This window comes from Agromyces sp. P1_H4, from assembly GCF_056405255.1.
On sequence record NZ_JBFUCL010000190.1, the window covers coordinates 1 to 7,343 of the forward strand.

Sequence of the window (7,343 nt, forward strand, 5' to 3'; positions counted from 1 at the left end):
GGCCACGACACCACGCGACCGTCGCCTGACCGCTCCGGGGCGCGTCGGGCCGCGTCAGGCCCCGCGGCTCACTCGACGGTGTGCGGCGGGATGTGCGTGGAGCCGGTCGAGGGCGCCTCGGCCGGCGGCGGTGTCGCGCCCGTGGCATCCGGACTCGCCGCGGGATTCCGGATGCYGATCCACGAGACGATTCCGCCGATGACGAGGAACACCGCGGTGGCCGTCGCCGCCCGGTGGTATCCGTCGACGTCGAGCTGCGTGCCCACGATCACGCCGAGGCTCGCGATCGCGACGAGGCCGGCGATGCGGGCCACCGCGTTGTTCACGGCCGACCCGATGCCGGCCCGGGCGGGATCCACTGCGCCGAGGATCGCCGACGTGAGTGGCGCCACGGTCATGGCCATGCCGAGGCCGATGACGAGGATGCCGGGCAGGAACTGCAGCCAGTAGTTCAGCTCGGGCTGGACGCTCAGCGTGAGCAGGTACCCGACCGCCACGATGATCGGCCCGAGCGTCATGAACACCCGGGGGCCGAAGCGCGTGGAGAGCCCGCCGAACCACGACCCGAGCAGCACGAGCATGATCGTCGGAGGCAGGGTCGCGAGTCCCGCCACCGTCGCCGAGAAGCCCGCGGTCTGCTGCAGGAAGATCGTCATGACGAACGGACCCAGCGAGAACGAGGCGTAGACGAACACCGTCGCGAGATTGCCGGCGGCGAAGTTGCGGGCGCGGAACAGCGTGAGCGGCAGCATCGGCTGCGGCACCCGCCGTTCCCAGAGCACGAACGCGACGAGCGAGGCGAGGCCGACGAGGAGCGGCACGTACACCACGGGCGAGTCCCAGCCGAAGCGCTCCTGTTCGATGAGCGCGAACACCGTGCCGCCGAGGCCGACGACGCCGAGCACGGCGCCCACCCAGTCGATGCGCTCGCGGTTCGGGTTCGGGGCGTCCCGGCCGAGGGCGTGCATGAGCACGAGCACGACCGCGATCGGCAGGAGGTTGATCCAGAACACCGCCCGCCACGACGCCAGGTCGACGAGGATGCCGCCGAAGAGCGGTCCGATCAGGAACGCGCTCGTCGTCCAGGCCGTCCAGCGGCCGATGGCCTTGCCCTGCTCGGCCTTGGAGAACGTCGCGATGATCAGGGCGAGCGAGCTCGGCACGAGCAGCGCGCCCGCGGCGCCCTGCAGCGCCCGGCCCATCACGAACACGAGTCCGGTGGGCGCCACCGCACAGAGCACCGACGTCGCCGCGAAGCCGTAGAGCCCGATCCTGATGATGCGGAGCCGGCCGAACGAGTCGGAGAGCGAGCCGGCGAGCAGGATCAGCGACCCGAGGGTCAGCAGGTAGGCGTCGACCGCCCACTGCTGCAGCGCGAGGCCGCCGCCGAGTTCGGCCGCGATCGACGGGAGCGCCACGTTGATGACCGCGCCGTCGAGGAACGCGATGAACGAGACGATGATGGCGACGACGAGCACCCGTGTGCGACGGTCCATCCGTCAATGCTGGCACAGTCGACGGGTGCGCGGTCGGTCCGATGACCGCACGGGCGCCGACCGGTCGCACCACGGCGACCACGGTGCGCCGATGGCGTCAGCGGCTGCCGAGTCGCCGGCGCAGGAAGTCGATGCGTGYCTGCAGCTGGGTGACCGTGGCCTGCGCGACCGCCGGCCCTCCGCAGACGCGGCGCAGCTCGGCGTGCACCTGCGAGTGCGGCTCGCCGGTGTGCCTGGCCCAGAGCCCGACGAGGCTGTTCAGGAGTGCGCGCTGCTCCTTCAGGGTGCGGTACAGCGCCACCGGCTCGGCTCGGCCCGACTCCTCCGCCTCGGCGGTGTGCTTGCGCCGCTCTCCCGCACGCCGGGCCTGCCTCGCCTGCCGGTGCCGCAGCAGCTCCGAGACCTGCTCGGGCTCCAGGATGCCGGGGATGCCGATGAAGTCGTACTCCTCGTCGCTGCCCGGTTCGGCGAGCGTGCCGAACTCCGTGCCGTCGTAGAGCACGCGGTCGAACGAGGCATCCGACCCGATCGCCTCCCACGTGCCGAGGCCGGCCTCCTCGGAGGCGCGCTCCTCGCGGTTCGCGGACTCGAGGAGGCTGTCGTCGAGGCCGTCGTCATCCTGGTCGCCCGACCGCCGGTCGAGCGCGTGATCGCGTTCGAGCTCCATCTGCGCGGCGAGGCCCATGAGCGTCGGCACGTTGGGCAGGAAGACCGACGCCGTCTCGCCGCGACGCCGGGCGCGCACGAACCGGCCGATCGCCTGGGCGAAGAAGAGCGGCGTCGACGCGCTCGTCGCGTACACCCCGACGGCGAGGCGGGGCACGTCGACGCCCTCGGACACCATCCGCACCGCCACCATCCAGCGCCGCGTGTTGCCTGAGAACTCCTCGATGCGCGCGCTCGCCTCCTTCTCGTCGGAGAGCACCACGGTGACGGGTTCGCCGCAGATCTGCTCGAGGATCTGCGCATACGCACGGGCGACGGTCTGGTCGGTGGCGATCACCAGGCCCCCGGCGTCGGGGATGCCGTGCCGCACCTCGGTGAGCCGGCGGTCGGCCGCCTGCAGGACCGCCGGGATCCACTCGCCGGTGGGCTCGAGCGCAGTGCGCCACGCCGAGGACGTGATGTCCTTCGTGTTGTCCTCGCCGAGCCGCGCCTCCATCTCGTCGCCGGCCTTCGTGCGCCATCGCATGTGGCCCGCGTACACCATGAAGAGCACCGGCCGCACGACGCCGTCGGCCAGGGCCCGCCCGTAGCCGTAGTTGTAGTCGGTCTTCGAGAGCCGCACGCCATGGTTGTCGGGCACGTACTCCACGAACGGGATCGGCGCCGTGTCGGAGCGGAACGGCGTACCCGTCAGCGACAGCCGCTTCGTCGCCGGCTCGAACGCCTCCCGGATGGCATCGCCCCACGAGAGCGTGTCGCCGCCGTGGTGCACCTCGTCGAGGATGACGAGCGAGCGACCCGAGAGGGTGAGCTCGCGGTGCAGCGCCGGGCGCATCGCGACCTGCGCGTAGGTCACCGCGACGCCGTGGTAGTGGCGGGCAGTCTGGCCATGGGCGTTGCGGAACCCCGGGTCGAGCCGGATGCCGGCCCGCGCCGCGGCATCCGCCCACTGGCGCTTCAGGTGGTCCGTCGGCGCCACCACGGTGATGCGATCGATGAGCCGCCGTGATCGGAGCTCGGCGGCGAGCCGAAGCGCGAACGTCGTCTTGCCCGCGCCCGGGGTCGCGGCGGCGAGGAAGTCGCGCGGCAGGTCGGCCAGGTACTGCTCGAGGGCGTCGGCCTGCCACGCCCGGAGCTTGCTGGCGGTGCCCCAGGCGGCCCGCTCGGGGAACGACGGCGGGAGATGCTCGGCGGCCGAGGTGCCCGGCTGATGGCCGGAAGGGGTCGCTGTGCTCACTGGATTCGAGGGTAGCGGAGCCGCCCGACATCCTCGAACCCGGCGACTTGGCACAATGGGGGGATGGTCACGCAGCAGCATCCCTGGTCGCGCTACGTCGCCCTCGGCGACTCCTTCACGGAGGGCATCGGCGACCCCGAACCCGGCGTGCCCGGCGGGCACCGCGGCTGGGCGGACCGCGTCGCCGAGGTCCTGTCGCAGGGCGTCGACGACTTCGCCTACGCGAACCTCGCGGTGCGCGGCAAGCTCATCCAGCAGATCATCGACGAGCAGCTCGAGCCGGCCCTCGCGCTGCGGCCCGACCTCATCACGATCTCCGCGGGCGGCAACGACGTGATCCGGCCGCGCACCGACCCCGACGAGATCGCCGCGCGCTTCGAGTACGCCATCGAGCGCCTCTCCCGCGACCACGCCACCATCGTGATCTTCACGGGCGTCGACGTGGGCTTCTCGCCCGTCTTCCGCGGCATCCGTGGCAAGGTGGCGATCTACAACGAGAACCTGCGCACCATCGCCAAGCGCTATGACTGCGTGGTCGCCGACCAGTGGGCGCTGACCGAGATCCAGGACCAGCGCATGTGGGCGCCCGACCGCCTGCACCTCAACGCGCTCGGCCACCACACGGTCGCCCGCATGGTGCTCGCGGCGCTCAACGTCGGGAACGGACTCGAGCCCATGAAGCCCGAACCGCTGCCCGCGAGCACGTGGCGCCAGGCCCGGGTCGAGGACCTGTCGTGGGCCAGGGAGTACCTCGTGCCGTGGGTGCTCCGCCGCATCCGGCATCAGTCGTCGGGCGACCTCATCTCGGCGAAGCGGCCGGATGCCGGTCCCTACTCGCTGCCCGACTGAGCCGGCTTCGGCGCGTCGAGCGCTCCCGGGTTGGCGAGCCGCCACCAGGCGCCCGGGTCCTCGAGGGACGCGTCGAGCACCAGGGGCACGGTGATCTCCTGCGAGCCGGCGTGCACCACGGCCGTGCCGACCTCGTCGCCGCGACTCGCGAGCGTGAGCGGATCGGCACGCACCTCGACGTCGACGGGCGTGTCGTTCCACACGACGACGGTGGCGCCGTCGGTCGTACGGGCGCGGGCCGTGTCGCCCCACGGGGTGTCGTACTCGGCGAGCACCTCGTTCGCCTGGAGCGGTGACACCTCGTGGAAGCCGGGCGCGACGGAGTCGAGCAGTGCGGCGATCGCCTCGTTGAGCACGGCGTGTGTCTCGCCGCCGAGGAGCACGCCCACGACGGTGACCGTGGTGGAGCCGACGGGGTAGTCCGCGGAGAAGAGCAGGTTCGCGGCGTCATCCGTCGTGCCGGTCTTGATGCCGTCGACCCCGTGCGTGCCGAGCAGCTTGTTCGAGTTCTTCAGCTTCCCGATCTCGGGCACCTCCACGGAGGGCAGCGCGACGATCTCGGCGACGGTCGGGTCGGCGAGGGCGAGCTTGCCGAGCTCGACGATCTCGGCCGCCGTGCTCACGTCATCGAGCGACAGGCCGCTCGTGTCGACGAGGCGCGTGTTCACGAGCCCGTGCGCGTCGAGCCACGTGCGGGCGGCGGTCAGATAGCCGTCGACGGAGCCGAACGCCCAGTTGGCGATCGAGATCGAGTAGTTGCCGCCCGACGGCAGCAGCATCGCCTCGAGGCTCTCCCGGAGTGACAGCGTCGATCCCGCGACCACCGGGGCGACCGACGAGTTCTGCGCCACCTGGTCCCAGTAGATGTCGACGTCGTCCTCGGTGTAGGTGATGTCGGGCYCGCCCTCGCCCGCCGCGACCGGGTGCGCGTCGAGGACGACGAGGGCCGTGATGACCTTGGCGATGCTCGCCATCGGCATGGGCTGCTGCTCGGAGCCGGCCGCGAGCAGCCCGTCGAATCCGACCGCGCCCACGGCGTAGGTGCCGAATCCGGGCAGAGCGAGGGGCTGCGGCGCGGCCGCGACCGGTGCGGGATCGGTGACCTGCGGCGCCGCCGACGGGATGGGTGCCCCGAGCGCGTTGGCCGTGTAGACGCCGCCGCTGACGAGCAGGGCGAGCACCACCGCGAGCACGCTGAACACGACGATGCGCCGACGCCGGTACACGCGAGGGCTCGGCCGCCGCGGAGGGACACCCTGCGTCGGGGGCGTGCTCGACCCGTGCGCCTGCGTGCGCGTCGCGCTCATCGGGCGTCTCCTGCATCGGATGCCGCGGGCTCGACCGCCAGCGCGTACAGCACGACCGCGGCAGCGGCCGCGACGTTGAGCGAGTCGACGCCGTGAGCCATGGGGATCGTGACGACCCGGTCGGATGCCTCGAGCGCGTGCCTGCTGAGTCCGTCGCCCTCGGCGCCGAAGACGAGCGCGAGCCGCTCGGGCGGGTCGGCCGCGAGGTCGCGGAGCGACACGGCGTCGTCGGCGAGGGCGAGTGCCGCGATCGAGAAGTCGTGGGCGTGCAGCATCCGGCGCGCCTCGGGCCACTCGGGAAGCCGGGTCCACGGCACCTGGAACACCGTGCCCATGCTCACCCGCACGCTTCGGCGGTAGAGCGGGTCGGCGCAGCGCGGGCTCACGAGCACCGCGTCGGCCCCGAGGGCGGCGACCGAACGGAAGATCGCGCCGACGTTCGTGTGGTCGACGATGTCCTCGAGCACCACCACGCGGCGCGCGCTCGCGAGCAGGTCGGAGGGGTCTGGCAGCACCGGCCGCTCGAACGCGGCGAGGGCGCCGCGGTGCACGCGGTAGCCGGTGATCTCCTCGAGCTGGTCGGGGTCGGCCAGGTGCACCGGAACGTCGAACGGCGCGAGCTCGGCCTCGAGGCCGGCCAGCCACTTCTCCTCCATCAGCACCGAGCGTGGGCGGTGCCCTGCGCCGATCGCGCGGCGGATGACCTTGGCCGACTCGGCGATGTACAGGCCCTCGGCGGGCTCGTGGGCACTGCGCAGGGTCACGTCGGTGAGCCGGGCGTAGTCGGCCACGGCGTCGGATGCCGCGTCGCGGACTCGTTCGATGTGCATGGATCTCCTCCCCCTAGCCTGCCAGTGCACGAAACATTCCGGAAAACGGACACGTCTAGAATCGGACCACGTCGAAGGGAGACGCCGTGGTGCCTGGCCTCGAAGCTCCGATGATCGCCGACGAACAGCTCGAGACGGCGATCGGCCTCATGCGCGGTTCGCGCGTGGCGGTGCTGACCGGCGCGGGGGTCTCGACGGACTCGGGCATCCCCGACTACCGCGGCGAGGGCGCGCCGGTGCGCACGCCCATGACCTTCCAGGCGTTCCTCGCCTCCGAGACCGCGCGCAAGCGGTACTGGGCGGGCAGTCACCTGGGCTGGCGCAGCTTCGGCGCCGCCCGGCCGAACGGGGGCCACCTCGCGCTCGCCGACCTCGAGGCGCGCGGCATCGTCGACGGCGTCGTCACGCAGAACGTCGACGGCCTGCACCGCCGGGCGGGCAGCCGGCACGTGGTCGAGCTGCACGGCGGCATGGATCGCGTGCTCTGCCTCACCTGCGGCCAGCACTACGCGCGGCAGGCCATCGCCGACCGGCTCGCCGAGTTGAACCCGTCGATCGACCTGGAGCGTGCCATCCGGGCCCGGCCCGACGGCGACGTCGACGTGGACGACGTCGAGACGATGGTGATCCCCGCGTGCACCGTCTGCGGGGGCATCCTGAAACCAGACGTCGTGTTCTTCGGCGAGTTCGTGCCGGTCGACGTGTACCAGGCCGCGGCGTCGCTCGTGCAGGCCGCCGACACCCTGCTCGTGGCGGGCTCGTCGCTCGTCGTGAACTCGGGCATGCGGCTCATCGAGCTGGCGCGGCGCCGGCGCATGCCGATCATCGTCGTGAACCGCGGCATCACCAAGGGCGACAGCCGGGCCGCGGTGAAGATCGACGCGGGCGCGAGCGAGACGCTCGCCGCCATGGCCGAGGCCCTGCGGTCCTGACGACGCCCGTCGTTCTGCCAGCATGG

At 72.1% G+C, this 7,343-nt stretch carries 6 protein-coding genes; 2 read left to right on the forward strand and 4 right to left on the reverse strand.

The genetic code is table 11. The annotated features are described in order from the left end of the window. Positions 1-68: 68 nt before the first annotated feature. A complete protein-coding gene (locus AC1DY2_RS12150) occupies positions 69-1,496 on the reverse strand; it encodes an MFS transporter (protein WP_476762665.1) in 1,428 nt (475 codons plus the stop codon). Between the two features lie 97 nt (positions 1,497-1,593). Then, on the reverse strand, positions 1,594-3,399 hold the full coding sequence (locus AC1DY2_RS12155) for a DEAD/DEAH box helicase (RefSeq protein WP_476762666.1): 1,806 nt from the start codon (positions 3,397-3,399) through the stop codon (positions 1,594-1,596). A gap of 63 nt (positions 3,400-3,462) precedes the next feature. Here AC1DY2_RS12155 and AC1DY2_RS12160 point away from each other — a divergent pair, with 63 nt between their 5' ends. Continuing rightward, positions 3,463-4,248, forward strand: coding sequence for an SGNH/GDSL hydrolase family protein (locus AC1DY2_RS12160; protein WP_476762667.1), 786 nt, complete (start codon positions 3,463-3,465; stop codon positions 4,246-4,248). Here the strand turns inward: AC1DY2_RS12160 and AC1DY2_RS12165 are convergent. Together AC1DY2_RS12165 and AC1DY2_RS12170 are read right to left on the reverse strand one after the other, a co-directional pair. Then, positions 4,230-5,555 carry a D-alanyl-D-alanine carboxypeptidase family protein gene (locus tag AC1DY2_RS12165; protein ID WP_476762668.1) on the reverse strand — a complete coding sequence of 442 codons (1,326 nt, stop codon included), beginning with the start codon at positions 5,553-5,555 and terminating at the stop codon, positions 4,230-4,232. The genes AC1DY2_RS12160 and AC1DY2_RS12165 overlap by 19 nt on opposite strands. After that, entirely contained in the window at positions 5,552-6,385 is an 834-nt protein-coding gene (locus AC1DY2_RS12170; RefSeq protein ID WP_476762669.1) for a TrmH family RNA methyltransferase, read from the reverse strand. The genes AC1DY2_RS12165 and AC1DY2_RS12170 overlap by 4 nt, the downstream gene beginning before the upstream one ends. 110 nt (positions 6,386-6,495) lie before the next feature. Here AC1DY2_RS12170 and AC1DY2_RS12175 point away from each other — a divergent pair, with 110 nt between their 5' ends. Next, positions 6,496-7,317, forward strand: a complete 822-nt coding sequence (locus AC1DY2_RS12175; RefSeq protein ID WP_476762670.1) for an NAD-dependent protein deacetylase — start codon at positions 6,496-6,498, stop codon at positions 7,315-7,317. Positions 7,318-7,343: the final 26 nt, after the last annotated feature.

Coding starts and splice junctions, on each gene's coding strand:
- AC1DY2_RS12160 (WP_476762667.1), top strand. CDS start 3,463: ATGGTCACGCAGCAGCATCCCTGGTCGCGCTACGTCGCCCTCGGCGAC.
- AC1DY2_RS12170 (WP_476762669.1), bottom strand. CDS start 6,385: ATGCACATCGAACGAGTCCGCGACGCGGCATCCGACGCCGTGGCCGAC.
- AC1DY2_RS12175 (WP_476762670.1), top strand. CDS start 6,496: ATGATCGCCGACGAACAGCTCGAGACGGCGATCGGCCTCATGCGCGGT.